The 26844-nt window shown below is 47.8% G+C and carries 28 protein-coding genes; 10 read left to right on the forward strand and 18 right to left on the reverse strand.

Annotated features, from left to right (window positions below):
* Positions 1–12: 12 nt before the first annotated feature.
* The 5 genes from cysE to JTI85_RS00605 all read right to left on the reverse strand — a co-directional run bounded on the left by cysE (position 13) and on the right by JTI85_RS00605 (position 3181).
* Entirely contained in the window at positions 13–834 is an 822-nt protein-coding gene (cysE, locus tag JTI85_RS00585; RefSeq protein WP_003024160.1) for a serine O-acetyltransferase, read from the reverse strand.
* A 78-nt stretch (positions 835–912) separates the two neighbouring features.
* Positions 913–1932, reverse strand: a complete 1020-nt coding sequence (gpsA, locus tag JTI85_RS00590; RefSeq protein WP_061066824.1) for an NAD(P)H-dependent glycerol-3-phosphate dehydrogenase — start codon at positions 1930–1932, stop codon at positions 913–915.
* The gene (secB, locus tag JTI85_RS00595) at positions 1932–2399 is read right to left on the reverse strand and encodes a protein-export chaperone SecB (RefSeq protein ID WP_003024155.1); all 468 of its coding nucleotides are present in this window, start codon (positions 2397–2399) and stop codon (positions 1932–1934) included. The genes gpsA and secB overlap by 1 nt, the downstream gene beginning before the upstream one ends.
* Positions 2400–2446: 47 nt before the next feature.
* Positions 2447–2698, reverse strand: a complete 252-nt coding sequence (grxC, locus tag JTI85_RS00600; RefSeq protein WP_003024152.1) for a glutaredoxin 3 — start codon at positions 2696–2698, stop codon at positions 2447–2449.
* A 51-nt stretch (positions 2699–2749) separates the two neighbouring features.
* On the reverse strand, positions 2750–3181 hold the full coding sequence (locus JTI85_RS00605; RefSeq protein WP_005120473.1) for a rhodanese-like domain-containing protein: 432 nt from the start codon (positions 3179–3181) through the stop codon (positions 2750–2752).
* Between the two features lie 249 nt (positions 3182–3430).
* Between JTI85_RS00605 and gpmM the strand changes: the two genes are divergently transcribed.
* The 3 genes from gpmM to JTI85_RS00620 are packed head-to-tail and all read left to right on the forward strand — an operon-like array spanning position 3431 to position 7243.
* On the forward strand, positions 3431–4975 hold the full coding sequence (gene gpmM, locus JTI85_RS00610; RefSeq protein ID WP_219351988.1) for a 2,3-bisphosphoglycerate-independent phosphoglycerate mutase: 1545 nt from the start codon (positions 3431–3433) through the stop codon (positions 4973–4975).
* A 33-nt stretch (positions 4976–5008) separates the two neighbouring features.
* Positions 5009–6268: a murein hydrolase activator EnvC gene (gene envC / locus JTI85_RS00615; RefSeq protein WP_231591591.1), complete on the forward strand. Its 1260-nt coding sequence runs from the start codon at positions 5009–5011 to the stop codon at positions 6266–6268.
* A gap of 3 nt (positions 6269–6271) precedes the next feature.
* Positions 6272–7243 (forward strand): divergent polysaccharide deacetylase family protein, encoded by a 972-nt coding sequence (locus JTI85_RS00620; protein ID WP_048213706.1) that lies wholly within the window; start codon positions 6272–6274, stop codon positions 7241–7243.
* On the opposite strand, the gene JTI85_RS00625 is transcribed toward JTI85_RS00620, so the two are convergent.
* Complete coding sequence (locus JTI85_RS00625) at positions 7230–8264, reverse strand: glycosyltransferase (protein ID WP_048213707.1); 1035 nt, start codon at positions 8262–8264, stop codon at positions 7230–7232. The two genes, JTI85_RS00620 and JTI85_RS00625, sit on opposite strands and share 14 nt — an antisense overlap.
* Positions 8265–8515: 251 nt before the next feature.
* Here JTI85_RS00625 and rfaY point away from each other — a divergent pair, with 251 nt between their 5' ends.
* A complete protein-coding gene (gene rfaY / locus JTI85_RS00630; protein WP_061066826.1) occupies positions 8516–9202 on the forward strand; it encodes a lipopolysaccharide core heptose(II) kinase RfaY in 687 nt (228 codons plus the stop codon).
* A 67-nt stretch (positions 9203–9269) separates the two neighbouring features.
* On the opposite strand, the gene tdh is transcribed toward rfaY, so the two are convergent.
* The 3 genes from tdh to JTI85_RS00645 form a co-directional block, all read right to left on the reverse strand.
* Positions 9270–10295 carry an L-threonine 3-dehydrogenase gene (tdh, locus tag JTI85_RS00635; protein ID WP_005120462.1) on the reverse strand — a complete coding sequence of 342 codons (1026 nt, stop codon included), beginning with the start codon at positions 10293–10295 and terminating at the stop codon, positions 9270–9272.
* A 9-nt stretch (positions 10296–10304) separates the two neighbouring features.
* Entirely contained in the window at positions 10305–11501 is a 1197-nt protein-coding gene (gene kbl, locus JTI85_RS00640; protein ID WP_219351989.1) for a glycine C-acetyltransferase, read from the reverse strand.
* Between the two features lie 153 nt (positions 11502–11654).
* Complete coding sequence (locus JTI85_RS00645; RefSeq protein WP_199946248.1) at positions 11655–12806, reverse strand: glycosyltransferase; 1152 nt, start codon at positions 12804–12806, stop codon at positions 11655–11657.
* 303 nt (positions 12807–13109) lie between these two features.
* On the opposite strand from JTI85_RS00645, the gene rfaD reads away from it, so the two are divergent.
* The 3 genes from rfaD to rfaC are packed head-to-tail and all read left to right on the forward strand — an operon-like array spanning position 13110 to position 16064.
* Positions 13110–14042, forward strand: a complete 933-nt coding sequence (rfaD, locus tag JTI85_RS00650) for an ADP-glyceromanno-heptose 6-epimerase (RefSeq protein ID WP_003827312.1) — start codon at positions 13110–13112, stop codon at positions 14040–14042.
* Between the two features lie 12 nt (positions 14043–14054).
* Positions 14055–15101 (forward strand): ADP-heptose--LPS heptosyltransferase RfaF, encoded by a 1047-nt coding sequence (rfaF, locus tag JTI85_RS00655; RefSeq protein WP_199974317.1) that lies wholly within the window; start codon positions 14055–14057, stop codon positions 15099–15101.
* A gap of 3 nt (positions 15102–15104) precedes the next feature.
* Positions 15105–16064 carry a lipopolysaccharide heptosyltransferase RfaC gene (gene rfaC, locus JTI85_RS00660; RefSeq protein ID WP_061066829.1) on the forward strand — a complete coding sequence of 320 codons (960 nt, stop codon included), beginning with the start codon at positions 15105–15107 and terminating at the stop codon, positions 16062–16064.
* A 128-nt stretch (positions 16065–16192) separates the two neighbouring features.
* On the opposite strand, the gene JTI85_RS00665 is transcribed toward rfaC, so the two are convergent.
* From JTI85_RS00665 to JTI85_RS00685, 5 genes are all read right to left on the reverse strand, one after another.
* Positions 16193–16963: a glycosyltransferase family 25 protein gene (locus JTI85_RS00665; protein WP_219351990.1), complete on the reverse strand. Its 771-nt coding sequence runs from the start codon at positions 16961–16963 to the stop codon at positions 16193–16195.
* 127 nt (positions 16964–17090) lie between these two features.
* On the reverse strand, positions 17091–17888 hold the full coding sequence (gene rfaP, locus JTI85_RS00670; protein ID WP_219351991.1) for a lipopolysaccharide core heptose(I) kinase RfaP: 798 nt from the start codon (positions 17886–17888) through the stop codon (positions 17091–17093).
* Positions 17881–19005, reverse strand: a complete 1125-nt coding sequence (locus JTI85_RS00675) for a glycosyltransferase family 4 protein (RefSeq protein WP_219351992.1) — start codon at positions 19003–19005, stop codon at positions 17881–17883. Before JTI85_RS00675 ends, rfaP begins: the two co-directional genes overlap by 8 nt.
* Positions 19006–19026: 21 nt before the next feature.
* Positions 19027–20031 (reverse strand): lipopolysaccharide core heptosyltransferase RfaQ, encoded by a 1005-nt coding sequence (rfaQ, locus tag JTI85_RS00680; protein ID WP_370629262.1) that lies wholly within the window; start codon positions 20029–20031, stop codon positions 19027–19029.
* A 280-nt stretch (positions 20032–20311) separates the two neighbouring features.
* Positions 20312–21562 carry an O-antigen ligase gene (locus JTI85_RS00685; protein WP_137346521.1) on the reverse strand — a complete coding sequence of 417 codons (1251 nt, stop codon included), beginning with the start codon at positions 21560–21562 and terminating at the stop codon, positions 20312–20314.
* 310 nt (positions 21563–21872) lie between these two features.
* Between JTI85_RS00685 and JTI85_RS00690 the strand changes: the two genes are divergently transcribed.
* The 3 genes from JTI85_RS00690 (at position 21873) to coaD (ending at position 24873) form a co-directional block, all read left to right on the forward strand.
* Positions 21873–22862 (forward strand): glycosyltransferase, encoded by a 990-nt coding sequence (locus tag JTI85_RS00690; RefSeq protein WP_219351994.1) that lies wholly within the window; start codon positions 21873–21875, stop codon positions 22860–22862.
* A gap of 245 nt (positions 22863–23107) precedes the next feature.
* A complete protein-coding gene (gene waaA / locus JTI85_RS00695; protein WP_048213717.1) occupies positions 23108–24385 on the forward strand; it encodes a lipid IV(A) 3-deoxy-D-manno-octulosonic acid transferase in 1278 nt (425 codons plus the stop codon).
* A gap of 8 nt (positions 24386–24393) precedes the next feature.
* Positions 24394–24873 carry a pantetheine-phosphate adenylyltransferase gene (gene coaD, locus JTI85_RS00700; RefSeq protein ID WP_048213718.1) on the forward strand — a complete coding sequence of 160 codons (480 nt, stop codon included), beginning with the start codon at positions 24394–24396 and terminating at the stop codon, positions 24871–24873.
* A gap of 49 nt (positions 24874–24922) precedes the next feature.
* Here coaD and mutM read toward each other — a convergent pair whose 3' ends face one another.
* From mutM to radC, 4 genes are all read right to left on the reverse strand, one after another.
* The gene (mutM, locus tag JTI85_RS00705) at positions 24923–25732 is read right to left on the reverse strand and encodes a bifunctional DNA-formamidopyrimidine glycosylase/DNA-(apurinic or apyrimidinic site) lyase (RefSeq protein WP_219351995.1); all 810 of its coding nucleotides are present in this window, start codon (positions 25730–25732) and stop codon (positions 24923–24925) included.
* Between the two features lie 98 nt (positions 25733–25830).
* Complete coding sequence (gene rpmG, locus JTI85_RS00710; RefSeq protein ID WP_003024094.1) at positions 25831–25998, reverse strand: 50S ribosomal protein L33; 168 nt, start codon at positions 25996–25998, stop codon at positions 25831–25833.
* Between the two features lie 22 nt (positions 25999–26020).
* The gene (rpmB, locus tag JTI85_RS00715; protein WP_002436699.1) at positions 26021–26257 is read right to left on the reverse strand and encodes a 50S ribosomal protein L28; all 237 of its coding nucleotides are present in this window, start codon (positions 26255–26257) and stop codon (positions 26021–26023) included.
* Between the two features lie 218 nt (positions 26258–26475).
* Positions 26476–26844, reverse strand: a 369-nt coding sequence (radC, locus tag JTI85_RS21165; RefSeq protein ID WP_255575001.1) for a DNA repair protein RadC, incomplete at its 5' end; no start/stop codon positions are given.

A 26844-nucleotide genomic window follows, 5' to 3' on the forward strand; every position in this document is an offset into this window, starting at 1 on the left:
GATAGCTCGAAATCAGATGCCATCGCCGTATTCGAAAGTATGATGAATCCCGTTGAAATGCTGATCCATATCCATAGATGGCTTATCGCTGTCAGGCTTGCCGACGATGCGCGCCGGAACGCCTGCGGCGGTTGTATGCGGGGGTACCGGCTGTAAAACGACGGAACCTGCGCCAATCTTCGCGCCACGCCCGACTTCAATGTTGCCGAGAATTTTTGCTCCCGCGCCAATCATCACGCCTTCACGAATTTTCGGATGACGGTCGCCGCCTGCTTTACCGGTCCCGCCAAGCGTGACGGATTGCAAAATAGAGACGTCGTTTTCAATGACCGCCGTTTCGCCCACTACAATACCTGTAGCGTGGTCGAGCATAATACCGCGACCAATTTTTGCCGCCGGGTGGATGTCCACCTGGAAGGTAACAGAGACCTGATTTTGCAGGAAGATCGCCAGTGCCTGACGCCCCTGATGCCATAGCCAGTGGCCGATGCGGTAGGCCTGCAGCGCATGGAAGCCTTTCAGGTACAGAAGTGGGGTGGAATATTTATCGACTGCCGGGTCACGCGTACGTACCGCCTGGATATCGCAAGCCGCCGAGGCAATCATTTCAGGATCGGCCGCGTAGGCCTCTTCCACGACTTCGCGAATCGCAATAGCAGGCATGATCGGAGAGGCGAGTTTATTCGCCAGCATATAGCTCAGCGCACTGCCGAGGTTTTCATGCTTGAGCAGCGTTGCGTGGTAAAAACTGGCCAGCATTGGCTCACATTCCGCCAGTGCCCGGGCTTCCGCTTTAATGTTTTTCCAGACGATATCCAGTTCTTCACACGGCATTGCGTACTCCAGAAGGTAGCAAAACGACCGACCCGTTCTTCGCGGGTCGGGTCGTTAGATTGAAACGGTTCCTTACGGCTAGTGGCTGCTTCGCTCGTCCTTGCGCGCACGACCTAATAACGTCAATGCTGCCTCGCGCGCATTTTTTCCGCAATACAATACTTGATAAATTTCCTCGGTTATTGGCATCTCGACACCAAAACGGTGCGCCAATTCACGAACTTCTTTCGTATTGCGGTAGCCTTCAACCACCTGACCAATCTTGTCCTGCGCGCCCTGCACGTCCATACCCTGGCCGAGCATCATGCCAAAACGACGGTTACGCGACTGGTTGTCGGTACAGGTCAGCACCAGATCGCCTAAACCCGCCATCCCCATAAAGGTGGCAGGATCGGCACCCAGCGCCGCGCCAAGGCGAGACATTTCGGTAAGCCCACGGGTGATCAATGCCGTTCGTGCGTTTGCACCAAATCCGATGCCGTCAGACATCCCCGCGCCAATCGCAATCACGTTTTTCACCGCGCCGCCAAGCTGCACGCCAATGAAATCCGGGTTGCTGTAGACGCGGAAGCTTTTGCCGCAGTGCAGCAACTGCTGGAGATCGTCAGCAAAGGCGTCGTCCGTCGAGGCCAGAGAAATCGCCGTCGGCATGCCCGCCGCCAGCTCTTTGGCGAACGTCGGACCGGAGATGACTGCCAGCGGGATAGAATCACCCAGCGCTTCGCGCGCGACGTCCTGCAGCAGACGCCCTGTTTCCGCTTCCAGACCTTTTGTCGCCCAGACCAGCCGCGCGTCAGGACGCATCAGCGGTTTGATATTACGCAGCACTTCGCCAAAGACATGGCTCGGCACCACCACCAGAATATTACGACTGGCGGCCAGCGCAGTGGCTAAATCACTTTCCAGGCGCAGCGTTTCGGGAAAAGGCACATCAGGGAGGAACGCGACGTTGCAGCGATCGCGCTCAAGGGTCGCGATATGTTTCGGATCATGGCCCCACAGGACAACCTGGTGGCCGTTTCTTGCCAGGGTGATAGCAAGAGCGGTGCCGTACGAGCCGGCACCAATCACAGTCATTGAAGCATTACTTTGGTTCATCAGGCATCCTGATGTTCTTCAGTACCTTCGCCAGCCTGCTGCTGTAAATAGTTCATGAACAGCGCATCAAAGTTGACCGGCGCAAGGTTCAGTTGCGGGAATGTACCGCGTGAAACCAGGCTGGTGATGCATTCGCGGGCATACGGGAACAGAATGTTCGGGCAGTATGCGCCAAGGCAATGCGCCATCTGAGTCCCTTCAATACCACTGATGGAGAAAATACCGCCCTGCTGAACTTCGCACAGAAACGCAGTTTCTTCACCCAAAGAAGCCGTTACGGTGACACGCAGCACTACTTCATACACATCATCTGCCAGTTGGGTAGATGCAGTATCTAGATCCAGTTTAACCTCTGGCTGCCAATCTTTCTGGAAAACATGCGGTGCATTTGGCGCTTCGAAAGACACATCCTTGGTATAAATACGTTGGATCTGGAAAGCCATTTCAGTGTTATTTTGTTCTGACATGTTGAGAAAACCCTTTAGTGTTGTCCTTTAAATACTATCCGTACGCCTTAACGCAGCAGGGGATCCAGTCCACCACGCGCATCCAACGCATACAAGTCGTCACAACCACCAATGTGCTGTGCATCAATAAAAATCTGCGGAACCGTTGTACGGCCACTGCGCTTGATCATCTCTTCACGCTTCACGGCATCGCCGTCAATCGGAAGTTCCTGGAAACTCACACCCTTACTGTTCAACAGCGCCTTTGCGCGATGGCAAAACGGGCAGGTTGCTTTGGTATAGATCTCAATATTGGCCATGACTTATCTCCAGTGTTCTTTTACCCAGCGGTACGAAAGAAGACGGGTAAATTACTTGCCGCGAACCAGTGGCAGATTCTCGCCACTCCAGCCCGCTACGCCGTCTTTCAGTACAGATACCTGCTCAAAACCGGCTTTAATCAGCGCAGTTGCTGAATCCTGGCACTGCATACCAGAGCCATCAACCACAATAACAGGTTTGTTTTTGTGTTTTTCCAGCTCGCCAAAATTGTTGGCTTTGATTTCGCTCGGCAGCAGGTTCGTGGAGCCTGCGATATGACCTTTGCGGAAGTCGTCGCGCTGACGTAAATCAACAATCACCGCATCTTCTTTATTGATGAGACGTGTCGCTTCGCCGCGTGTAATTACCTTCACTTTTGAGGTCAGGCTCTTAAACGTGGTAAACAATACCGCCGCCAGTAACGCAATCCAGGCGATACTCAAGACAGGGTGGCGGCTAACAAATTGCATAATTTCTTGCATGGGGGGTAACAACTCCCGACTCAGTGATTAAAAAAACCAGGAAAGGAGTATACCTGCGCGTTGGCGCAAATACAGCCAGAGCGTGCATTGGATTGCATTTTTGCGGGGCGCTACGGAAAAAAAAATGTAAATCAGTGTTCCCCCTGGCACGCGATCCCTCATTATTTGATCTTCTGGGGCTACTTTATCGATTCAGCTGTAGTAAAATTACGCAATTATTTTTTATCTATTAAGTGTGAGGTTGTCGCAATGTCGGTTTCTAAAAAGCCTATGGTACTGGTGATTCTGGATGGCTACGGCTATCGTGAAGACAGCCAGGATAACGCTATTTTTAATGCCAAAACCCCGGTAATGGATGCTCTGTGGGCAAAACGTCCGCATACCCTGATTGATGCGTCTGGCCTGGAAGTCGGCCTGCCCGATCGCCAGATGGGCAACTCCGAAGTGGGTCACGTCAACCTGGGCGCGGGCCGTATCGTGTATCAGGATCTGACCCGTCTGGATGTGGAAATTAAAGAACGTACTTTCTTCGCTAACCCAGTGCTGACCGCCGCAGTTGATCAGGCAAAAAATAGCGGCAAAGCGGTACACATCATGGGTCTGCTGTCTGCCGGTGGCGTACACAGCCACGAAGATCACATCATGGCGATGGTAGAAATGGCCGCTGAACGTGGCGCTGAGAAAATCTATCTGCACGCTTTCCTTGATGGTCGTGATACCCCGCCGCGCAGCGCTGAACATTCACTGCAGAAATTCGAAGAGAAATTTGCCGCGCTGGGCAAAGGCCGCGTAGCGTCCATCATCGGTCGTTACTACGCTATGGACCGCGACAACCGTTGGGATCGCGTAGAACAGGCTTACGATCTGATGACGCTGGCGAAGGGCGAGTTCCAGTTCGCTACGGCGGTTGAAGGTCTGCAGGCTGCTTATGCCCGCGACGAGAACGACGAATTCGTTAAAGCGACCGTGATCCGTGCCGAAGGTCAGGCAGATGCAGCTATGGAAGATGGTGATACGCTGATTTTCATGAACTTCCGTGCTGACCGTGCGCGTGAAATTACCCGTGCGTTTGTTAACGCTGACTTCGACGGATTCGCCCGTAAGAAAGTCGTTAACCTCAACTTTGTGATGCTGACCGAATACGCGGCAGACATCAAAACTGCGGTGGCTTACCCACCTGCGTCTCTGGCCAACACCCTTGGCGAGTGGATGGCGAAGAATGACAAAACGCAGTTGCGTATTTCCGAAACCGAAAAATACGCGCACGTAACCTTCTTCTTTAACGGCGGCGTAGAAGAGCCGTTCAAAGGCGAAGACCGTATTCTGATCAACTCGCCAAAAGTCGCCACCTACGATCTGCAGCCGGAAATGAGCTCCGCAGAGCTGACCGAAAAACTGGTTGCGGCGATTGAGGGCGGGAAATACGACACCATCATTTGTAACTACCCGAACGGCGACATGGTCGGCCATACCGGGGTGATGGAAGCAGCGGTTAAAGCGGTTGAAGCGCTGGATCACTGCGTTGAGCAGGTGGCTAAAGCGGTTGAATCCGTTGGCGGTCAGCTGCTGATCACCGCTGACCACGGGAACGCAGAGCAAATGCGCGATCCGTCCACCGGTCAGGCGCATACCGCGCACACCAACCTGCCGGTTCCACTGATTTATGTCGGTGGTAAAAACGTCAAAGCAGTTGAAGGTGGCAAACTTTCTGATATCGCCCCGACCATGCTGACGCTGATGGGTATGGAAATCCCGCAAGAGATGACTGGTAAGCCGCTGTTCATCGTGGAATAATCCCTCCCCATGAGGGGAAAGGCGATTAATACCATCACTCGGGCCGTGAAACTGCGTAAGTTTTCAGTCAGGCCCTTGTTCTACGCCAGCGCGCTTAGCGCTGGCGTATTGTTGTGCGCCTTTTCCGCCCATGCGGACGAGCGCGATCAGCTCAAATCCATTCAGGCCGATATCGCGGCAAAAGAACGCGCGGTACGCCAACAGCAACAACAACGCGCCACCCTCCTTGCTCAGCTTAAAGCTCAGGAACAGGCTATCGCCGTTGCCGCAAGGCAGCTACGCGAAACGCAAAACTCCCTGGCACAGCTGAATGCGCAAATCGCTGAGATGAATGCCGCACTCGCGAAGCTGGAAAAGCAGCGGGCAGCGCAAGAGCGCAGTCTGGCAGCCCAGTTGGATGCTGCGTTTCGCCAGGGTGAACATACTGGTATTCAGCTCATCCTCAGCGGTGAAGAGACTCAGCGCGGGCAACGCCTGCAGGCCTATTTCGGCTATCTGAACCAGGCGCGCCAGGAGACTATCGCACAGCTGAAGCAAACCCGTGAAGAGGTCGATTCGCAGAAAGCCGAGCTGGAAGATAAGCAGAGCGAACAGCAGACGCTGCTGTACGAACAGCGTGCTCAGCAGGCGAAACTGGAGCAGGCGCGAAATGAACGCCAAAAAACGCTCGCGGGTCTGGAGTCGTCGATTCAACAAGGTCAGCAGCAGCTGGGCGAAATGCGCGCCAACGAATCCCGCCTGCGCAACAGTATTGCTCGCGCCGAAGCCGCCGCGAAAGCCCGCGCAGAGCGTGAAGCACGTGAGGCGCAGGCCGTACGTGATAAGCAACAGGAAGCATCACGCAAAGGCTCGACCTATAAGCCAACCGAAAGCGAGAAATCACTGATGTCTCGTACCGGCGGGTTAGGTTCACCACGCGGTCAGGCGTTCTGGCCCGTTCGTGGTCCAACGCTGCATCGCTATGGCGAACAGCTGCAAGGTGAGCTACGTTGGAAAGGGATGGTTATTGGCGCATCCGAAGGTACCGAAGTCAAAGCCATCGCCGATGGTCGCGTCATTCTGGCGGACTGGCTGCAGGGCTATGGCCTGGTGGTCGTCGTTGAGCACGGTAAAGGCGATATGAGCCTCTACGGTTATAACCAGAGCGCGCTGGTCAGCGTCGGTACGCAGGTTCGCGCCGGGCAGCCTATTGCACTTGTGGGTAGCAGCGGCGGTCAGGGCAGGCCGGCGCTCTATTTCGAAATTCGTCGCCAGGGTCAGGCGGTCAATCCACAGCCGTGGTTGGGAAGATAAGTTTTGCCTCAGTTTCGTCGTACTTTGCTCTCACTCGCCAGCCTGCTGGCATTCGCAACACCTGTTTTCGCCGGCAAACTTGCTATCGTTATTGATGATTTCGGCTACCGTCCGCACACAGAAAATCAGGTGCTGGCAATGCCTTCCACTGTCTCTGTTGCCGTTCTGCCAAACGCGCCACATGCGCGTGAAATGGCGACTAAAGCGCATAACAGTGGACATGAAGTGTTGATCCATCTGCCGATGGCCCCACTGAGCAAGCAACCGCTGGAAAAAGACACGTTACGCCCGGAGATGAGCAGCGAAGAAATTGAACGGATTATTCGCGACGCGGTAAGCAAAGTGCCGTATGCAGTGGGACTGAATAATCACATGGGGAGTGCGATGACGTCCAGCCTGTTCGGCATGCAGAAGGTGATGCAAGCTCTGGAACGCTACGACCTCTACTTCCTCGACAGTATGACCATCGGCAACAGCCAGGCCATGCGCGCGGCGGCAGGAACCGGAGTGAAGGTCATCAAACGCAAAGTCTTCCTCGACGATACACAAAACGAAGCGGATATTCGCCGTCAGTTTAATCGTGCAGTCGATCTTGCTCGCCGTAACGGGTCAGCGATTGCCATCGGGCACCCCCACCCTTCTACGGTACGAGTGTTGCAGCAGATGCTGTATAGCCTGCCAGCCGATATTACGCTGGTTCGTCCGAGCAGCCTGCTTAATGAGCCGCAGGTAGATACTTCCAGACCTAATCTCACTCCACCGAGAAACGGTACGCCAGATGCGCCGCGTAATCCTTTCCGTGGGGTGAAGCTGTGCAAACCGAAACAACCTCTGGAGCCGGTTTACGCCAGCCGATTCTTTAGCGTGCTAGGAGAAAGCATCACACAAAGCACGCTGGTGCAGTATATGAGACTGCAGTGGCAAGGCTGGGGGAACACATCTTCACCCAGCACCATGAACGCTAACGTAGATTAAGCGCTTTTCGGGCAATACGCGAAGGCGTTGATTTTTTATCGCGCCATTTCCATAGACGGAATGACCATAGCAGTGCCTGGTACAATACTTTGGCACTGCGGACGTTAGTTATCATGCGCTTATACATACCAGAGACAAAAATCTCTGCGATCATACGCTGACGAATATGCACATCCTGTTCTTTACGGACTGCATGGCATACGCGCAATGCTTCATAGGTAACTTGCTGATGAAATTCCGGATAAATAGTAATCCGATCGGCATATTCACGATTCAACCTATCCAATAACCGCGTAATTTTAATATAGTGCCGCTGGTAGTTGAGATTTTTTAAACCTTGTCGTTTAAGACGGCTGATTGATTGATCATGTAAGAAGTATTTATATAAAGATTGCTCGGTATATCGCACTCGTACAGCGTTAAACATAAACTCCGTCGTCCAGACAATATCCTGGTGATGTAACCCCGGAATAAATGTTATTTTATTTTTCTCAATAACATCCCGGCGATAAATTCCCATCCAGACCACATGTGTCCAGCGGCGTGAAGCCAACGCCATACGTAACCAGTCAGGGCCGGTCAACACCCCCGTAGACCGAAGACGATCCGTCGGTATTGATTGCCAGGTGTGCCCCGTTTCAAGAATGCACCAGTCGGAATTACACTGAGCTAAATCCAGGTCATCCTGAATTGCCATGGTCATCAGGGTTTCGTACATATTGGGATAAACCAGGTCATCGGCATCGACAAATGCAACATAATCCCCTTTGGCCGCTTCCAGGCCACGGTTACGCGCTACGGATGCCCCTGCGTTAGCCTGATGCAACAACCGTACATGGGGATAGTTATCCGCATAATGTTGTGCAATATCAACAGAGTTATCCGTTGAACCATCATTCACAATGATGATCTCTAGCGCAGTCCATGTCTGTGCGATCAAAGATTCCATGCAATCCCGAAAACTATCACCCACGTTATATAACGGAATAATAACACTCAACATATTTGTGCAGTTTCTCATCAGCTAACTAACCCAGGTTTGTCATTACGCTGATGACTTTTACTACAGTTTCATTAAGGAATTATTAAGGTTAGAACGTATTTATGGGCAGAAACGCTGCAGCGAAAGCGTCCGGTTTGAGAAAGATGCCCTGCTACACCTGCGTTCAGCAGGTTGATGATAGCTCAGATCGTCTACATATTGAGGTACACAACCTGTATACTCTATTCCTATGAATTAACGTACTCTATAGGCTGATATTGAGGGAAAAGATGGCCATCAGTAAGACACACGAAAAAGGTTTTACGGTCTATTGCAAAGAGACCAGAAAAGACCTTAAGTCACTGATGAATAAATACATCAAAAAAGAAATCAGTGGCAAACCGCTGAGCAGTGGTAACGCATTGCGCAGCGTGGAGTTGGTCGAGTACAACTCACAAAAATTTATCATCAAAAACGACCGTGAAGTTGATCCACGATTTGAGAAAAAATTACAGAACTTTACCTCCGGCCCTTTCTATTCCCGGCTGATCAGGAAGCTGGACAGGCTCCCGCCGGAAATGCGCATCTGTACTGCCGATCTCTACTATGCTGCTGAGAAAACACGTTTTCGCCAGTGCCATGATGTTTATACTATTCATGAATATATTGAAGGGGTTCCTTTAAGGGAAATTAACCAGCAGAATGCTGACGAGGTAAAGCAATGCGTACTGCGTCTTCACAAGGCAGGACTGGCATCAAATGACATTCACCCAGGGAATTTCATTCGCACACCAACGGGTGAGTTAAGGATTATTGACCTGTCCTGTAAGGGAAATATGAAGGTCTGCCAGGCAAATGACATTCTGGCATTACAACGAAAATATAATATTAACGTTAAAGGCAGAGGGTTAATTTATAAACTCATCCTGCTTAAAGAAAATATAAGATCGTTATCCAGAAAGATCCGCGGAAAATAAAATCTATGGTTTATACGGCCAGATAGCGATATCTGGCCGTAATTAACATTGAATGCACCTTGCGCATTCAATCCCAGCTCAGGATCACTTTCCCTGACTGGCCTGAACGCATCGCGTCAAAGCCCTGCTGGAATTCATCGATGGAGAATCGATGGGTGATGATCGGCGACAAATCCAGACCAGACTGGATCAGTGCAGCCATTTTGTACCATGTCTCAAACATCTCACGACCGTAGATACCTTTAATAAACAGTCCTTTAAAGATAACTTTCGTCCAGTCGATGGACATATCAGATGGCGGAATACCCAGCATAGCAATACGGCCACCGTGATTCATGGTGTCCAGCATGGTGCGGAACGCTGGCGGCGCCCCAGACATTTCCAGACCCACATCGAACCCTTCGGTCATCCCCAGCTCGGCCATCACGTCGGTCAGGTTCTCTTTCGAGACGTTGACTGCGCGGGTAATGCCCATTTTACGCGCCAGCTCCAGACGGTACTCATTAACATCTGTAATCACTACGTGGCGAGCACCAACGTGCTTCGCTACCGCTGCAGCCATAATGCCAATCGGACCCGCACCGGAAACCAGCACATCTTCGCCAACCAAATCAAACGACAGCGCCGTGTGTACCGCGTTACCGAATGGATCGAAGATGGAAGCTAAATCATCGGAGATATTGTCCGGGATTTTAAAGGCGTTAAACGCCGGGATCACCAGATATTGTGCAAAACAGCCTGGACGGTTTACGCCGACACCGGTGGTATTGCGGCACAGGTGAGTACGGCCACCGCGGCAGTTACGGCAATGTCCGCAGGTAATGTGGCCTTCACCGGAAACGCGATCGCCGATTTTGAAGCCTTTAACTTCCTGGCCGATGCCAACAACTTCACCGACATATTCATGCCCTACAACCATTGGAACCGGGATGGTTTTTTGCGACCATTCATCCCAGTTATAAATGTGAACGTCAGTCCCGCAGATGGCTGTTTTACGGATTTTAATCAGCAAATCGTTATGGCCGACTTCCGGTTCAGGAACGTCGGTCATCCAAATGCCTTCTTCCGCTTTCAGTTTGGATAACGCTTTCATTTCACATCCTCAGGCAATAACGCCCAGTTGTTTACCAATGCGTGTGAACGCGTCGACTGCACGCGTAATCTGCTCAGGGGTATGTGCCGCAGACATCTGGGTACGAATACGCGCCTGGCCTTTTGGAACCACCGGATAGAAGAATCCGGTAACGTAAATCCCCTCTTTTTGCAGTTCGCGGGCAAACGCCTGCGCAACAACCGCATCACCCAGCATTACCGGAATAATCGCGTGATCGGCCCCTGCCAGCGTGAAGCCTGCTGCGGACATTTGCTCACGGAATTGACGCGCATTCGCCCACAGACGATCGCGCAGGTCGCTACCCGCCTCAACCATCTCCAGCACCTTAATGGAAGCAGCAACAATTGCCGGAGCCAGTGAGTTAGAGAACAAATACGGACGGGAACGTTGACGCAGCCACTCAACAACTTCTTTACGTGCCGCAGTGTAACCACCAGATGCGCCGCCGAGTGCTTTGCCCAGCGTGCCGGTGATGATGTCCACACGACCCATCACGTCACAGTATTCATGGGAGCCACGACCATTTTCACCGACAAAACCGACGGCATGGGAATCATCAACCATGACCAGCGCGTCGTATTTATCCGCCAGATCGCAAACGCCTTTCAGGTTAGCGATCACACCATCCATAGAGAACACACCATCGGTGGCGATCAATACGTGGCGGGCGCCTGCTTCACGCGCTTCTTTCAGACGCGCTTCCAGTTCCTGCATATCGTTGTTGGCGTAGCGGAAACGCTTCGCTTTACACAGACGAACGCCATCAATGATAGAAGCGTGGTTCAGAGCATCAGAGATAATGGCATCTTCTGCTCCCAGCAGCGTTTCGAACAGGCCGCCGTTGGCGTCAAAACAGGAAGAGTAAAGAATGGCATCTTCCATACCCAGGAGTGCCGCCAGTTTTTGCTCCAGTTGCTTATGGGTGTCCTGAGTGCCACAAATAAAGCGCACCGAGGCCATACCAAATCCGTGAGAATCCATACCCGCTTTTGCCGCTGCAATCAGTTCCGGGTGGTTAGCCAGCCCTAAGTAGTTGTTCGCACAAAAGTTAATAACATGGCTTCCGTCAGCCACGGTGATATCAGCCTGCTGAGCAGACGTAATAATGCGCTCTTCTTTAAACAACCCCTCCGCGCGTGCGGTTTCCAGATCGTTCGTTAACTGCTTATAAAAATTCCCACGCATTGCAATTCTCCAGACTGGGCAAATTTCAGCACATATTACCCAATGCTATTGGTTTGTACGAGATGACTCATCATGACTTGTCTAAAATGCAGCATAAATCACGTGTACCCACATAACCTTTCAGGAATGACAGACCTGGCATCACAACCTGACTTACGTTGTCGCGTCATCAATGGCCTGAGACGCTGATGACGGTGCCAGAGTAAATCCTGCCATAGCAAAGGCCTTATTAACCTTAATGATATAGTTATCTTCGTAGAATTCCTCAATCGCCTGCTGAATCTGTTCGCCGGCAGGCAACGCTTTTCCATCAACAATCCCTTGTAGCAAGGAAACAAATTTTTCCGGTTCATCAGTAGGGTATAAATTACCGTTTATCCCTTCTTTGATAATGTCTGCAGGCCCCGTTTCGCAATCAGAGCTAATGGCATAAACACCGTGAGCGCTGGCTTCAGCCAAAACCATACCAAAACCTTCAAAGTGGGAAGTTAATAGTAAACAGGTAATATTTTTTAGCGTATTTTGAATATATTCCCACGGTGATTTCTGCCAACCATGCCAGTGAATGTTATCGCTAATCCCCAGTGTTTTTGCCAGTGCAACTAGTGTCTCAACATCCTGGCCGGTGCCGATAACGTCCAGAGACCATGCTCCTTGCAGCTCCGCCAATCCATTGAAAAGTCCTCGAACATTCTTTTGACCATCGGCAACAACCCTACCTACATAGACAAAGCGGGCATGATTCTTAGGTGTAGGAATACTGACATCATGCCGAGTAACAGGATTGAATATCGTCGCGATACGCTGTCTGTCTATGCCCATTTCAACAAGTTGTCGGGTTATTCCAGAGCTGATGGAAAGATAATAATCAGCTTTATTTATATATTTTATTTTCTTCTTGTAATTATTTTTATAAAAATCAAATATTGAAAAATGAAACCATGAAAATATCTTAACCTGCTTGTGAGCATATTTTCTTGCAACGTGGCAGATATAGCATGAAAGTGTATCCAGAGATATAATTATATCAGGAGATTCCCGATTGATGATTTTTCGTAAGGAATAAGCAAAACTCAACCGTCTTAATTTCGTTATTTTTATATTAGAAGAAAGACGACAATAGCGCTGCCCTGCAAGCCACTCATCATTGACATGACCGCCATTATTTTTCTTAAGAAAAACAAAAGAGATATCGATATCGGGGCTTTGCATTCGCAGCAGCTTCACCAAATTAAGGCAAACGGTCTCTGTCCCTCCAAGTCCACTGATCTCGTAACCTGTAATAATAATTTTTTTTAGTTGCATATATAATTTTCATTCCAGCGACTATTGTCAGCCCCAACACAGTGCTCTACCTTGCTTATTGATTCGTTGATGGCTCCGAAAAAGCCGACACCGCGCACTTGAACACTCATTCACGACGTGAATCATACACCACTCTGCCTAAACCATTTCAATCAAGAATGTAAACAATGAAAGCAATAACCAACACAAATTCCGCACGCCACATGACGCGACGTACTGCTGAAGCCGAAGCCATGTAGTGATATGATTAGAGGTATTCGTGTCTGAGATTGTCTCTGACTCCATAATTCGAAGGTTACATTTATGATCATCGTTACCGGCGGCGCGGGCTTTATCGGCAGCAACATCGTTAAGTCCCTGAATGACAAAGGCATCACCGATATTCTGGTGGTGGACAACCTGAAAGACGGCACCAAGTTTGTGAATCTGGTGGATCTGAATATTGCTGACTATATGGACAAGGAAGACTTCCTGATCCAGATTATGGCCGGGGAAGATTTCGGCGATATCGAAGCGATTTTCCACGAAGGCGCGTGCTCTTCCACTACCGAGTGGGATGGCAAGTATATGATGGACAACAACTATCAATACTCCAAAGAGCTGCTGCACTACTGTCTGGAGCGTGAAATTCCTTTCCTGTATGCCTCTTCTGCAGCAACGTACGGCGGTCGTACCTCTGACTTCATCGAATCTCGTGAATATGAGAAGCCGCTGAACGTCTATGGCTACTCAAAATTCCTGTTCGACGAATATGTACGCCAGATCCTGCCAGAAGCAAATTCTCAGATCGTTGGCTTCCGTTATTTCAACGTCTACGGACCGCGCGAAGGTCACAAAGGCAGCATGGCGAGCGTCGCTTTCCATCTCAATACTCAGCTCAATAACGGCGAAACACCCAAGCTGTTCGAAGGAAGTGAAAACTTCAAACGTGATTTCGTCTATGTCGGCGATGTTGCAGCAGTAAACCTGTGGTTCCTGGAAAACGGGGTTTCCGGCATCTTCAACCTCGGTACTGGTCGCGCAGAGTCTTTCCAGGCCGTCGCGGATGCCACGCTGGCATACCACAAAAAAGGCAGCATTGAGTACATTCCGTTCCCGGAAAAACTGAAGGGCCGCTATCAGGCATTTACTCAGGCGGATCTGACTAACCTGCGCGCTGCGGGCTATGACAAGCCGTTTAAGACCGTTGCTGAAGGCGTAACGGAATATATGGCCTGGCTGAACCGCGACGCTTAAGGCAGGCAATCTATGAGGATTCTGGTGGTTGGCCCGTCCTGGGTGGGCGACATGATGATGTCGCAAAGTCTCTATCGCACGCTCAAGGCGCGCTATCCCCAGGCCATAATCGACGTGATGGCACCTGCATGGTGCCGTCCGCTGCTGTCGCGTATGCCTGAAGTCAACGACGCCATCGCCATGCCGCTGGGACACGGCGCGCTGGAGATTGGCGAGCGCCGCAAACTGGGCCACAGTTTGCGTGATAAACGCTACGATCGCGCGTATGTCCTGCCGAACTCGTTTAAATCCGCACTGGTACCCTTCTTCGCGGGTATTCCTCATCGTACCGGTTGGCGTGGCGAAATGCGCTACGGCCTGCTCAACGATGCGCGCGTGCTGAATAAAGATGCATGGCCGCTGATGGTCGAACGCTATGTGGCCCTGGCCTACGATAAAGGCGTGATGCTGTCGGCTAAAGATTTGCCGCAGCCTCTGCTGTGGCCACAATTGCAGGTCAGTGAAGGTGAAAAGTCTCTGACCTGTAGTCAGTTCTCCCTTTCTGCCGAACGCCCCATCATCGGTTTTTGCCCTGGTGCGGAATTTGGTCCGGCGAAACGCTGGCCACACTACCATTATGCTGAACTGGCAAAACAGCTGATCGACGAAGGTCATCAGATTGTGCTGTTTGGCTCGGCAAAAGATCATGAAGCCGGAAATGAAATCCTGGCAACGTTAAGCGTTGAGCAGCAGGCCTGGTGTCGTAATCTGGCGGGCGAAACGCAGCTGGAGCAGGCCGTTATTCTGCTCGCCGCCTGCAAAGCCGTGGTCACCAATGACTCCGGTTTGATGCACGTGGCTGCCGCACTAAATCGTCCGCTGGTCGCTCTGTATGGCCCTAGTAGCCCGGATTTCACTCCACCACTCTCCCACAAAGCTCGCGTGATTCGCCTGATTACGGGCTATCATAAAGTGCGTAAGGGGGATGCTGCACAAGGGTATCACCAGAGCCTGATTGACATCACACCTCAGCGCGTACTGGAAGAACTGAATGACCTGTTGTTACAAGAGGAAGTCTGACGGATGCGGGTTCTGATCGTTAAAACATCGTCAATGGGCGATGTACTGCATACGTTGCCCGCATTAACCGATGCGCAGCAGGCCATTGCGGATATTCAGTTTGATTGGGTAGTGGAAGAAGGGTTTGCTCAAATCCCCTCCTGGCATCCGACCGTTGACCGAGTGATCCCGGTGGCGATTCGCCGCTGGCGTAAAGCCTGGTTTTCCGCCCCCATTAAAGCTGAGCGCAAAGCTTTTCGCGAGGCGGTGCGTTTACAGAACTATGACGTGGTTATCGATGCGCAGGGGCTGGTAAAAAGCGCCGCGCTGGTCACACGTCTGGCGCATGGCATTAAGCATGGTATGGACTGGAGTACCGCGCGCGAACCGCTGGCGAGTCTGTTTTATAACCGTAAGCATCATATCGCCAAACAACAGCATGCTGTTGAACGTACTCGTGAGCTGTTCGCGAAAAGTCTGGGATATACCAAATCCCAGTCGCAGGGGGATTACGCTATTGCGCAGCATTTTCTGAATGAACGCAATGCCGATGCAGGGCAGTATGCCGTCTTCCTGCACGCCACCACTCGTGATGACAAGCACTGGCCGGAAGCGAAGTGGCGGGAGCTCATTGGCTTATTAAATCACTCAGAAATACGTATTAAGCTCCCCTGGGGGGCTCCGCATGAAGAAGCGCGAGCCAGACGACTGGCAGAAGGATTTGATTACGTAGATGTTTTACCGCGAATGAGTCTTGGGGATGTAGCCCGGATATTAGCCGGCGCTAAATTTGTGGTATCCGTTGATACCGGATTAAGCCACTTGACCGCCGCACTGGATCGGCCGAATGTTACGCTATATGGCCCTACGGACCCGGGGTTGATTGGGGGATACGGGAAGAATCAGGTCACATGTCGTGCCCCGGAAGGAAAGCTTGCTTTGCTTGAACCCACTCAAGTTTATTCTCACATAGCGCTGCTGTAATTATTCAGGTATCGCAGATATGTTAAATTCGTTCTTATACAGTCGCTTTGCTATTTAACATATCTGCAGCTGACTAAAACTATGCCCTATATCGTATTTCATCCACGATTAAGCATTATTGCGTTCATCTACTTCCACCAACATAACCCAAGAATAATTCGTCGGGCATGCCAGTATGAGGATGAAATTTTACGTCTGAAAAGTGATTTCTGCTTTTTCTTGTGACTCTTTATCTCTTTACGTTCTTTCTCTAACCAGCTCCCGGACAACTCTTCAGGATGATGGACAAAGTTTGCCAGGTATATATCAGAAAAATATCCCTGACGCATCAGATATGCCCATTCATCTATGATGAAAAAGTTATTTTCAAAACGGGAAACAAGTTTTTGAGCAGTTACCGAATTCATCAAATAACCGCAGGCTCGCAAAACATATCCATGACCAAATATGACTTTGCCGAAGGTCTGGCCACCAATTTTTTTGAGTTTAAGCAAATTTAAGACAACTTTATTCTTATACCTTAAACCATCTTGCCCACCAAGTAGGTATAACGCATCTTTATTGAGAACACTTTCATCAATTGTCGATATAAATTCCTTAAAATTCTGATCGATTATTGCGTCATCCTCAAGAATACAAACCCAATCTTGTCCACTCTGCCCAAACTGTTTAAATGCCTTCATATGGCTTAGTGAGCAACCCAGTTCACCATTAGTAGGCGTATGGTTTTCCCTGTGCTGAAAGTCAGTTAACGGTATCTTGCGCTTTTCTTCGGCAGACAAATTTTTCCCATAGATAGCATCAACGAACGAATACTCGATATTTAATTCATTCATTATATCTGATACGCGTTTTCGTCGGGCATCGTCAAAAGGAAGCGAAATGACCAGCACGTACATGAGTTCAAACCCTCTAATATAATTAAGCCAGCACAGTCATTGTGAAATAAAGGTTAACAATTGCTGGCCAGCTGAATAAACTTAATTAACTATTCTATGTAGCTATACAAAGTCTATTATTTCATATTTATAGTTTATTCTTTGATGTATGATTAATAATTTTATCAGTTTTTTTTGCATAGGTTGCAAAGAGAGCAGACTCATCACGAATAATTTTATTAATATCTTTTTCAAAGTATATCTTCAAAAATCTGAAGTAGTCTCTTTGCGTTAACCCGATGTTCAACGAGGAGAAGTACAAACCAATCAGATCTTTATTGCGCCAACGAACAGGAACCGCATTTCTTATCTGAGCTCGGTGCAGATCAATAACCGACAGTTTGAACGTATTATCCTCAAAATTGGCCGGTTGATGCAATAAGAAGTGGCAGAGATAGCAATCACGGTGATTAACGCCTCCCTGATGCATTCTTCTGACCATAATGGCAAGACGCTCAATTAATGCCATTTTAATTTTCCGCGAAGGTGGATTCACCAACCAATCTGCACAATAGTCTTCCAGGCTAACCGCCGGGCTCAGATCTTCAGTTATAATAAATGAGATACGGTTGAGCGGATTTATACCTTGTTGCCCGAAACCAACACCGTGCATTGTATCAACATCCAGTTCCTGCAAACGGTGTATAGCATTCCATTCTCTATCAGCTCCGAGTACCGGCAAACGTAAAGAGAACAAGTTTTTGATAACTTCCTTCAGTTTAGTTCCCTGGTGCCATTTCAGGAAATAGCTTTTACCTGCAATCTCAAACCTTATCGTTCTACGCGTTTCGAGCTGTCTAAATGTTTCTCCCTGCAGCTTCTGCACTTCAGAAAAAGCATCTTTCCCTTTCCACAAGGATAAAAATGGTTCTTTTAATTCAACCATGGGCACCACCTATAATAATATCAGCTGCTTTCTCAGGTAGACTATAAAGGTCTTGAGTATCAGCAAAGTGTCGTGCATTCTCTTTCCATGCATTTCTCTGCTCTGAGTCAGTTAAAGAAAAATAAACAGCTTCATTTAATAATTTTTGTTCAAACGGTTCATCAATAACAATGCCGCACTCAGCATCTTTAACATAATGAGCATATCCGCAAACTGCCGTTGTTATGACAGGTAAACCTGCTGCAATTGCTTCAACCAGCACGATCCCTGCGGCTTCCTGGTATGCCGGATGAATCAATAGATCGGCCGCTGCCATTAACTCTGAGACATCATTACGGCCAGGGAAGAACTTGATATTGTCAGCAACACCATACTCTGTTGCCAGCTTTATATAGCGTTCAGGCTTATCCTGACCCACAACAAATAGAATCGTTTGTTTGCGGACAGCTTCCGGTAAGGAAGCAATCGCCTTGATAGTTCTGTCGACACCTTTACGGGTAAAATCAGAACCGATTTGTATAATTAAATACTGGGAATCACTGATATCATTTTCTTTCCTGAAGCTAGCTCTGCAATTTGCTGCCTGAGAGCTGTATTTTCTGTCAGGATAAATCCCCGGCGGAAGGATATGGAAACGCGTTGACTCAGTATGATAGTGCTTCTGAAAATCCGCAATTTGCTTATCTGTTAGCATCAACAGCTGTGTTGATTTTCCCTCAGCAAATGTTGCTTTCTCAAAGGCGGCATAATGTCGGTATCGTGGTGTCAGACGATAGAGCAAACCTTTTTCTTGCGCGACTTTTTCTGCGTAGCAGACATCAGCAGCATAATAAACATCTAATCCAGGCATTTTATTGAACCCAACAACCCGATCTGCTGGATTACTCTCAAGATGTTTACTTACCCACCGATGATACTCAGCATTTTTCCCGTTGTTGGAGCATGACCTCACAGGAACAATGATGATCTCCAGGCTGTCTGGAATATTTCCTTGCCATGATTGTGTGTAAACCCGAACATGATGTCCACGTGATGCGACTGTCGACGCTATACGCAAAAAATCACGCTGTAACCCACCAAAAGGGAAATATTTATACAAACAGAAAGCAATAACCATTTTATATATCCGGATGCTTTATTAGTCGAGTTTAGGTAACCGTGACGCTATGGCTGCAATCACGTCTTCCGCAGGTATAGCAGATAAATATTTCTTACTTCGATCAAGTTTTTCACGCACTGGCATTGGTTGGTAATCACCAGCCCAAAATTGAACCACATCATCAGACCATGGTCGCCAGGCGATATGATCGGTGGCGCCGAAAAGGCAAATGATGGGGGTTTTAACAGCTGCAGCAATATGCATCGGGGCAGAGTCGACACCAATAAAAAGTACAGCATGATCAATTAATGCAGCAAGCTCAGGGAATGTTGTCTTCCCGGCAATTTCAGTTAAAGGTTTGGTTTCACATGCCCTGGCAATCTCATCGACGCAGGCAATATCGCTGGCACCGGGTCCAGAAGTCAGTACAACCTGATACCCCAAATGATGTATCGCATCAATCACCAGGGAGAATCTATCATTCTCCCACGACTTGAATTCTTGTCTCGCTGTAGGCTGTATAACGACATACTTCTGGGTATCAACCTGAGGAAGTTTTTTCCGAACAGATTGCCAGACTTGCTCACCATAAACCATTTTCAGTACCGGGACTGATTCTTTTAAATTTAATGGCATCAACACAGACAAATTACGCTCAACCCAATGATCGCCACTTAGAGGAACGTGATGAGTAAAACTGTCGCGCCAGAATTTTTTATTTCTGTGCGAGAAATCATGTGTCAACTTTATTGGGCAATCCAAACAACGACACAATAAAGCAACTATCCACTGATCGGTAAGATTGACCACTAAATCATAATGATTGCCACGTAGTACCTTGATCAGCGCTAAGAAATTTTTTGCTTTCTCAAAAGCAGAGCTCTTTTTATTTTTTATGCCATACAAAGCATGGATATCGGGGTTTTCAGATAAAATAGGAATGGTCTCTTCGTAGAGTAGAACATCAATATCAGCATCAGGATAATTTTTTTTAAGCGTGCTGATGACCGGTGTGGTTAGCAACATATCGCCGTGAAAGCGCATTTTTATTACCAGGATCTTTTTCACACTATACCCTTTCAGGTTATTGTTAATTTTCAAATCACGCTACCGCCCCAGGCTCAACAGCTACCTGTGTACTGCAGATCACACCATCTTATTTTATCGCTTATATTATACCACTATTCACTTGACAATTCGATATCTATGGAAATTTTCTATGTGAATTAGAGGAAAATTAATATTTACAATATATGAGACTATTTATCATATTATGAAAATTGAGCCTATATTCTCAACGACATCACATAGGCTCATTTTGATGTTAATTTGTTATTTTTCCTGGCTCATTTTTGCCATACAACATCAGGATGGCTATGCTGTATAATAAAAAGACATTTATGAACATCTTTTCAAATAAACAATATACCAGAATATAGCCAACAAGAGAGCACAGTAATGAAATGCTAAAAATATCTTTTTGGCTTCTGGCTCGGATATATATGTCTTTAAATGTAATGAAAAAAGCCGCAGTAAATAAGAAGAGACCAATAGCCCCAACATTATAAAGAATTATCATAAAAAACGGTTCATCTATATTATAGCCGTTATTTCGCTCAGAATATACCCCGCCATTTTTCGGCGCATTATGGTCCTCTAAATACTGATTGTATGTAGAATTCCCATATCCAATACCAAATATGGCATTGTTGATATTCTCCATTACTAAAGGGAAACGGTCTAAGATGATTTCATCACGACTGGATGTGACGTTATTCATTTGCAGAGTTTGATCGACTTTCATTTTTACCTGACCCACTGTGTTGTAGGCCCCGATAAGCAAAGCAGCCATTATAAATAGCAAACCACAGGTAGCAGCCATAAATCTCTTGATGGTTTTACTCACCAGAAATGAAATCAGGAAAATCTCTACAACAACTGCCAAGATCCCTGCGCGGCTCCCGGTGTATGATAAAAAGACGAATGCAAGCGCAGAAATGATATATAATACTGTTTTCAGGAAGTGATTCTTGAATAAAATCGCTCCTGTTAATACAAAAGGAAATAGCATAACAACATAGAATGCGAAACCATAGCGAAGCTGTAGATACAGTTCCTGCGGGTTATTTTTTATAATTCTTAAAATCGGCACTACTAAGACAATATAGGATAGAGTAAGTATCGCCCCAATGACAAAGACCTGTCTCAGTGAGGTTATATGCTTACTGAATGCTCCAAAAAATAACATCATCACTAACGGGTAACGCCAGTCTTTTATCAATATGATAAAGGCATCAAGAGATTTATCTTCATAGGTGAAAAATACAATACAAAAAACACACCACAACGTGAAGAGTAACAATAGTTTTCTCTTCTGCATGAGATCGAGCACAATGTTTTTAATATCTATTTTATTGGCTTTAATATAGTAAATAGATAAAACTACAGCGAGCAAAGAGGTCATATTTAGCACCCCTTGATTATCTATCGTAAATAACCCAAAAATCATTAAAACCAATACAACTTTGCTTAAAATCAAGATATTACCATTTTGACTGTATCTTACTTGATTCATAAAATTCAAATCTCACTTCTTCAAATTGCCTTGTTAATCAACAACAAACACTCGCTAGCACGATTTATGGGGCATATCTTATTATATAACATCGTAAAAATCCCCCATTAATTTTAGTCTCTTCCTCTCACTGTGTACCCCCACTCTAATCACAAAAATATTTTCACATAACATAATGATTAATAAAGAAATTTAATCACCAAGTATCTCTTTCCTTCCTTTACAGTTTGTTCTATTCTATGCCGACAGGAGCGCCATTTTGTCTTACATAAACACGCGTGCACTCTGAAAGAATCAAAAGGAAAAAGATGTGAAAGAAAATATAATAAAATATATTAAGAATGCACATATTGAAAATGACGATAAAAAAAACACATGTATCAATATTACCTATGGCGCTGACAGACCCTTTCTTTACGGTACGGGCGTTTCAATTACATCGGTACTTTTAAATAATCGGGACCTGAACTTCCATTTCCATATTTTCACTAATTATCTTGACGAACATCAACTTCATCTTTTTTCTGTCCTGGCAAGCCAATATAATACCCGCATTACGTTTTATGTACTGGATGATAATGAATTAAAAAATCTACCTACTGCATCTAAGGCATGGAATTATTCAATCTATTTCAGACTTATTGCAATCGATTACTTTGCCGATAAGCTCAGCAGCATTATATATCTTGACTCTGATATTATATGTAAAGGAAGCCTTGCCTCGTTACTCACGGAAGAATTTAATGGCAATGTATTAATGGCTGTCCATGATAGCTTTGTCGATACATCTGCTGTTGTCGGCATAAATCCAGGCCGGTACTTCAACTCAGGCTTCATGTATTTTAACCTTTCAGAATTAAAAGATACTAATTTGACTCTGCAAGTCATTTCAAAGGTTAATGAAAACCGTTTCTCACATCCCGATCAGGATGCGTTGAACGTCCTCTTCAATGATCACGTAAAAATCCTGGACCATAAATTCAATTCATTCTTTAACATCGATACGTTAGCCAGGAAAGGGGGTGATGCCTTTAAAATCACATCACAAACGGTATTCATTCACTATGTCGGCGTCACTAAACCCTGGCATGACTGGGCACAATATTATGCTGAAGTCGAATACTTCAAAATAGCCAGAGAGAATTCGCCGTGGAAAGATATTCCTTTATTGGCACCCACTACGTATAAACAGCTATCACGAAAAAGCACACATTTAAAACACAATGGGCAACTCTTCGGTGCTATTATTTTCTATGTAAAGTATTTAGTTAAGAAATACCAAACACAGAAAAAACGCTAATGCATTGATATTATTGTCTTTTAGGAATGGTTATGTTTCTGGCATATTCCATAAAAAGATCGGTTTTTATGACCATAACCATTCCGTTTTTAGCCTTCCACTGCTGAGATTACCAAGCGGGACAACACAACTCAGGCCCCCTTTCTCGTGATCCGTACAGTTTCCTCAAAAAATCAGCAAAAATGATGGTAAAGCCATAGTTAAATACATAGAATCCCCAGCACATCCATAAGCCAGCTACTATTATGCTAGAATTGCTTTACACCGCCCTTTTCTACCTTATTCAGCCTTTGATCTGGATACGGCTTTGGGTGCGCGGACGTAAAGCTCCGGCGTACCGTAAACGCTGGGGTGAACGCTACGGTTTTTATCGCCGCCCACTGAAACCAGGCGGTATCATGCTCCATTCAGTTTCCGTGGGTGAAACGCTGGCAGCAATCCCATTAGTCCGCGCTCTGCGACATCGTTACCCGGATTTGCCGATCACGGTAACCACCATGACGCCAACCGGTTCAGAGCGCGTGCAATCTGCTTTTGGCACAGACGTTCAACATATTTATCTTCCCTATGATTTACCGGATGCGTTGAACCGTTTCCTGAATAAAGTTGACCCCAAACTGGTGTTAATTATGGAAACCGAGCTCTGGCCAAATCTGATCGCTGCACTGCATAAGCGCCATATCCCGCTGGTCATCGCCAACGCGCGCCTTTCCGCTCGTTCAGCCGCTGGCTACGCTAAATTAGGAAAATTTGTTAGCAGGCTATTACGCCGCATTACACTGATTGCTGCGCAAAACGAAGAGGATGGCGCTCGCTTCATTACATTGGGTGCCAAAAGCAATCAGGTCACCGTCACCGGTAGCCTGAAGTTTGATATTTCTGTCACCCCACAGCTGGCCGCTAAAGCAGTTACGTTGCGACGCCAGTGGGCACCGCATCGCCCGGTATGGATTGCGACCAGCACGCATGACGGGGAAGAAAGCATCATCATCGCTGCTCATCAGGCGCTGTTACACCAGTTCCCGAATCTTTTATTGATTCTGGTTCCCAGACACCCTGAGCGCTTCCCGGATGCCATTAACCTCGTACGCCAGGCTGGTCTAAGCTTTACCACACGTTCTTCAGGCGAAGTGCCGTCCTCAAGTACCCAGGTGGTTATTGGCGACACGATGGGTGAGCTGATGCTACTGTACGGAATTGCCGATCTTGCTTTTGTCGGTGGCTCTCTGGTTGAGCGTGGTGGACACAACCCACTGGAAGCAGCGGCACATGCCATTCCCGTATTGATGGGCCCGCATACCTTTAACTTCAAAGACATTTGCGCCCGACTGGAACAGGCAAGTGGGTTGATCACCGTCACTGACGTCACCACGCTGGTGAAAGAGGTTTCGTCCCTTCTGACCGATGAAGATTATCGTAATTTTTATGGTCGCCATGCTGTTGAAGTACTGTACCAAAATCAGGGCGCGCTACAGCGTCTGCTGCAGCTGCTGGAACCTTACCTGCCACCCAAAACGCATTGAGGGCTGTCATGCAAAAACGGGCGATTTATCCAGGAACCTTCGATCCCATAACTAACGGCCATCTTGATATCGTGACACGTGCGACGAGCATGTTTGATCACGTGATCCTGGCAATTGCCGCAAGCCCCAGTAAAAAACCGATGTTCACGCTGGAAGAACGCGTTCAGCTGGCACAGCAGGCAACGGCGCATCTGGGTAATATAGAAGTCATGGGATTTAGCGATTTAATGGCAAACTTTGCCCGCGATAATCAGGCTAATATTCTGATTCGTGGCCTGCGTGCCGTGGCTGATTTTGAGTATGAAATGCAGTTGGCGCACATGAACCGCCACTTAATGCCTCAACTGGAAAGCGTCTTTTTGATGCCATCTAAAGAGTGGTCGTTTATTTCATCATCGCTGGTTAAAGAAGTCGCCCGCCACCAGGGTGACGTGACCCACTTCCTGCCGAAAAATGTTCACCAGGCGCTAATGGATAAGTTGAAGTAGCGCATTTAGCCGGGTAAGCCGACAAGGTTTATCCGGCCTGCAATGAATATTATTTCTGACAGCGACGGCAGTAGAACGTTGTACGCTGAGCGTGTTTTGTCGCAATGACTGACGCTCCGCATACGCGACAGGGTTCGCCTTCTCTCCCATAGACCTGCAGCTCCTGAGCAAAATAGCCTGGCTTACCGTCACTTTGCAGAAAATCCTTCAGCGTCGTTCCACCCTGCTCGATAGAGCGCAGCAATACAGCCTTAATAACGCGTACCAGCAGCTCACACTCATCTTTCGACAGCGATGATGCCAGGCGGTCAGGATGAATGCCAGCCGCAAAGAGAGACTCACTGGCGTAGATATTTCCCACCCCCACCACCAGCTTGTTATCCATCAGCCAGGGTTTTATCGCCGTTTTCTTCTTTGCGCATTTCTGCTGGAGATAAGCAGTGTTGAAATCGTCGCTCAGCGGCTCTGGGCCAAGATGAGCGAGCACATTATGTCCCTCCAGTTCTTTTGTCCACAGCCAGGCGCCAAAACGCCGAGGATCGGTATACCGCAGAACTTTGCCATTACTCATCACTAAGTCGACGTGATCATGCTTTTCTGCGGGAAGTTCTTCAGGAAGAATACGCAGACTACCCGACATCCCCAGATGAATGATAATCCAGCCATCCGTCAGCTCCAGCAGCAGGTATTTCGCACGGCGCTGTACGCTCAGGACAGGTTTATCGCTCAGGCGATAGATTTCCTCGGATACCGGCCAGCGCAAACGACCATTACGCACAGTGGCGTGTAAAATCTTCGCCCCTACCAGATGCGGCTCAATACCACGGCGACTGGTTTCGACTTCAGGTAATTCAGGCATAGCATCTCCGGCGCTGTATCAGGTCTCATTAATATGGGGACGGCCAGAAAACAAAAAACCCCGCCGAGGCAGGGTTTTTCTTTACATCAAAACGAAAATTATTTGATTTTCGCTTCTTTGTACAGTACGTGCTGGCGTACAACTGGATCGAATTTTTTCAGTTCCAGTTTTTCCGGCTTAGTACGTTTGTTCTTCGTGGTGGTGTAGAAGTGACCTGTACCAGCAGAAGAAACCAGCTTGATTTTCTCGCGAATACCTTTAGCCATGATTTATTTCCTCTTTAAGTACTTAGTACTTTTCGCCACGGGCACGCAGTTCAGACAGAACTGTATCGATGCCTTTCTTATCGATTACACGCATACCTTTAGCAGATACGCGCAGGGTGACAAAACGCTTCTCGCTCTCAACCCAGAAACGGTGAGAGTGCAGGTTCGGCAGGAAACGGCGTTTAGTCGCGTTCAGTGCGTGGGAACGGTTGTTACCGGTCACCGGACGCTTGCCAGTAACTTGGCAGACTCGGGACATGTCTATTCTCCAAAAATCAAATTAGCTCGAGCTTCGTATGGGGTATCGGCGCCTCGTCAGGCTTTACAGCCCGGTCATCGCATAGTTCTAAGTGAACTCTCGATTGCCAGGCCCAAATGCCAAACCCGAGATTCTCAAAGGTGGCGTAGTATACGCTGACCCGGCGTTATGCTCAAGTCCCGAACAGACAAAGATCCCGATGGATCGCGTAAAGTGCGTTAAATCCAACCGCGTTCCGCAAAAGAAACGTACTCTCCGCGCCCAATTATCAGATGATCAAGCACCCGGATATCCATGAACTGACAGCATTTCACAACACGCTCGGTGATGAGTTTATCTGCTTTGCTCGGCTCTGCACACCCCGAAGGGTGATTATGCGCAAGGATCACCGCGGAAGCATTCATTTTTATCGCTGCGCGGACAATTTCTCGCGGATGCACCTCGACGTGGCTTAGTGTCCCGGAAAAAAGTTTGCTGTGTTTAATCACTTGATGTTGAGAGTCCATAAAGATCACCAGAAAGATCTCTCGTTCCTCTTGCGAGAGCTGGCTTTGCAGAAATTCACGCGCCATTTCCGGGCTAAGTAT

Origin of the sequence: Citrobacter sp. Colony219 (genome assembly GCF_019382635.1) — a bacterium.
Classification (GTDB): domain Bacteria; phylum Pseudomonadota; class Gammaproteobacteria; order Enterobacterales; family Enterobacteriaceae; genus Citrobacter; species Citrobacter youngae.

What these genes read in the sequence shown, in the direction of transcription:
- coaD (WP_048213718.1), top strand. Translation starts at nt 24,394, where the DNA reads ATGCAAAAACGGGCGATTTATCCAGGAACCTTCGATCCCATAACTAAC.
- JTI85_RS00675 (WP_219351992.1), bottom strand. Translation starts at nt 19,005, where the DNA reads ATGGTTATTGCTTTCTGTTTGTATAAATATTTCCCTTTTGGTGGGTTA.
- rfaC (WP_061066829.1), top strand. Translation starts at nt 15,105, where the DNA reads ATGCGGGTTCTGATCGTTAAAACATCGTCAATGGGCGATGTACTGCAT.
- rpmG (WP_003024094.1), bottom strand. Translation starts at nt 25,998, where the DNA reads ATGGCTAAAGGTATTCGCGAGAAAATCAAGCTGGTTTCTTCTGCTGGT.
- gpmM (WP_219351988.1), top strand. Translation starts at nt 3,431, where the DNA reads ATGTCGGTTTCTAAAAAGCCTATGGTACTGGTGATTCTGGATGGCTAC.
- rfaY (WP_061066826.1), top strand. Translation starts at nt 8,516, where the DNA reads ATGGCCATCAGTAAGACACACGAAAAAGGTTTTACGGTCTATTGCAAA.
- rfaP (WP_219351991.1), bottom strand. Translation starts at nt 17,888, where the DNA reads ATGGTTGAATTAAAAGAACCATTTTTATCCTTGTGGAAAGGGAAAGAT.
- rfaF (WP_199974317.1), top strand. Translation starts at nt 14,055, where the DNA reads ATGAGGATTCTGGTGGTTGGCCCGTCCTGGGTGGGCGACATGATGATG.
- rpmB (WP_002436699.1), bottom strand. Translation starts at nt 26,257, where the DNA reads ATGTCCCGAGTCTGCCAAGTTACTGGCAAGCGTCCGGTGACCGGTAAC.
- JTI85_RS00625 (WP_048213707.1), bottom strand. Translation starts at nt 8,264, where the DNA reads ATGAGAAACTGCACAAATATGTTGAGTGTTATTATTCCGTTATATAAC.
- JTI85_RS00645 (WP_199946248.1), bottom strand. Translation starts at nt 12,806, where the DNA reads ATGCAACTAAAAAAAATTATTATTACAGGTTACGAGATCAGTGGACTT.
- cysE (WP_003024160.1), bottom strand. Translation starts at nt 834, where the DNA reads ATGCCGTGTGAAGAACTGGATATCGTCTGGAAAAACATTAAAGCGGAA.
- secB (WP_003024155.1), bottom strand. Translation starts at nt 2,399, where the DNA reads ATGTCAGAACAAAATAACACTGAAATGGCTTTCCAGATCCAACGTATT.
- tdh (WP_005120462.1), bottom strand. Translation starts at nt 10,295, where the DNA reads ATGAAAGCGTTATCCAAACTGAAAGCGGAAGAAGGCATTTGGATGACC.
- mutM (WP_219351995.1), bottom strand. Translation starts at nt 25,732, where the DNA reads ATGCCTGAATTACCTGAAGTCGAAACCAGTCGCCGTGGTATTGAGCCG.
- JTI85_RS00605 (WP_005120473.1), bottom strand. Translation starts at nt 3,181, where the DNA reads ATGCAAGAAATTATGCAATTTGTTAGCCGCCACCCTGTCTTGAGTATC.
- kbl (WP_219351989.1), bottom strand. Translation starts at nt 11,501, where the DNA reads ATGCGTGGGAATTTTTATAAGCAGTTAACGAACGATCTGGAAACCGCA.
- grxC (WP_003024152.1), bottom strand. Translation starts at nt 2,698, where the DNA reads ATGGCCAATATTGAGATCTATACCAAAGCAACCTGCCCGTTTTGCCAT.
- JTI85_RS00665 (WP_219351990.1), bottom strand. Translation starts at nt 16,963, where the DNA reads ATGTACGTGCTGGTCATTTCGCTTCCTTTTGACGATGCCCGACGAAAA.
- JTI85_RS00685 (WP_137346521.1), bottom strand. Translation starts at nt 21,562, where the DNA reads ATGAATCAAGTAAGATACAGTCAAAATGGTAATATCTTGATTTTAAGC.
- waaA (WP_048213717.1), top strand. Translation starts at nt 23,108, where the DNA reads ATGCTAGAATTGCTTTACACCGCCCTTTTCTACCTTATTCAGCCTTTG.
- rfaD (WP_003827312.1), top strand. Translation starts at nt 13,110, where the DNA reads ATGATCATCGTTACCGGCGGCGCGGGCTTTATCGGCAGCAACATCGTT.
- rfaQ (WP_370629262.1), bottom strand. Translation starts at nt 20,031, where the DNA reads ATGCGCTTTCACGGCGATATGTTGCTAACCACACCGGTCATCAGCACG.
- gpsA (WP_061066824.1), bottom strand. Translation starts at nt 1,932, where the DNA reads ATGAACCAAAGTAATGCTTCAATGACTGTGATTGGTGCCGGCTCGTAC.